This is a genomic window from Pseudomonas sp. NPDC079086, from assembly GCF_044542155.1.
Taxonomy (GTDB): Bacteria; Pseudomonadota; Gammaproteobacteria; order Pseudomonadales; family Pseudomonadaceae; genus Aquipseudomonas.
Map to the genome: position 1 here is coordinate 1 of NZ_JBITTY010000017.1, position 1,231 is coordinate 1,231.

Genomic DNA, 1,231 nt, shown 5'->3' on the forward strand with positions numbered 1-1,231 from the left:
TGAATCGCCCCGGATTTCCTAGACACTTTCCAGGCTCAGTAAATGTCGCTTCTCGAACTCTACCGGTGACAGTTGGTTGTTGAAACCGTGTCGGCGTTTTGGGTTGTAAAACATCTCGATGTAGTCGAACACGTCAGCGCGAGCATCCTGCCTGGTGCTGTATATCTTTCGTCTAATCCGCTCCCGCTTCAGCAGTTGGAAAAAGCTTTCCGCTACCGCGTTGTCATGGCAGTTGCCACGTCGACTCATGCTGCCAAGCAAGTTGTTGGCTTTCAGGAAGCTCTGCCAGTCGCCGCTGCTGAACTGGCTACCTTGGTCTGAGTGAATCATCACCTCCTGCTTTGGCTTACGCCGCCAAACTGCCATCAGCAATGCATCGATAGCCAGGTCGCTGGTCATCTGCGGCTTCATCGACCAACCGATTACCTGTCGCGAAAACAGATCAAGCACCACCGCCAAATACAACCAGCCCTCATAGGTGCGGATGTAGGTGATGTCCGTGACCCAGACCTTGTTGGGTTCGGTGACATTGAATCGGCGCTCCAGATGGTTTGGTGAAGCCACTGGAGGCTTGCCACCATAGCGGCCCGGTCGACGTCGATACCCTGTCTGCGAGCGCAGTCCATCCAGGCGCATCAGTCGAGCAACACGATGCTTGCCGCACGCTTCCCCAAGCTCACGCAGGTCGTCATGGATTTTGCGATAGCCGTACACACCGCCGCTCTCCAGCCACGAGTGCTTGATTAGACCAAGCAGACGCTGGTCATCCTTGGCCCGCGCCGACTTCGGCTCAGCCAGCCAGGCGTAGTAACCGCTGGCATGTACTTTCAGAGTCAGGCACAGGCGGCGAACCGGATAGTCAGCGGATAGCTGATTGATGAAGGCGTACTTCAGCCGCACTCCTTGGCAAAGTACGCGGCGGCCTTTTTTAGGATGTCTCGCTCTTCGGTCACGCGCTTGAGTTCGGCACGAAGACGACGCAGCTCAGCTTGCTGATCGTCCTCTTGCGCGCGCTGCTCTTGGGGCTTGCTGTAGCGCTTCACCCAGGCATAAAGGCTGTGGGTCGACATGCCCAAACGAGCAGCTACCTCGGCCACCGGCAGGCCTCGCTCGGTCACCTGTTTGACTGCTTCAATTTTGAATTCTTCGGGATAACGCGGGTTGCTCATGGCACCTCCTAATGGACCGTATTATGAGGCCTGGAGGTGTCTACGAAACTAGGGGCGATTCA

1 protein-coding gene is annotated in these 1,231 nt (G+C 56.4%); it reads right to left on the minus strand.

Annotation, left to right across the window (positions count from 1 at the left end):
• Positions 1-18 precede the first annotated feature (18 nt).
• A protein-coding gene (locus tag ACIGEK_RS22430) for an IS3 family transposase (protein ID WP_397495434.1) occupies positions 19-1,169 on the minus strand; the annotation gives its coding sequence in 2 pieces (ribosomal slippage) (positions 19-926 and positions 926-1,169; 1,152 coding nt in all).
• Positions 1,170-1,231 lie beyond the last annotated feature (62 nt).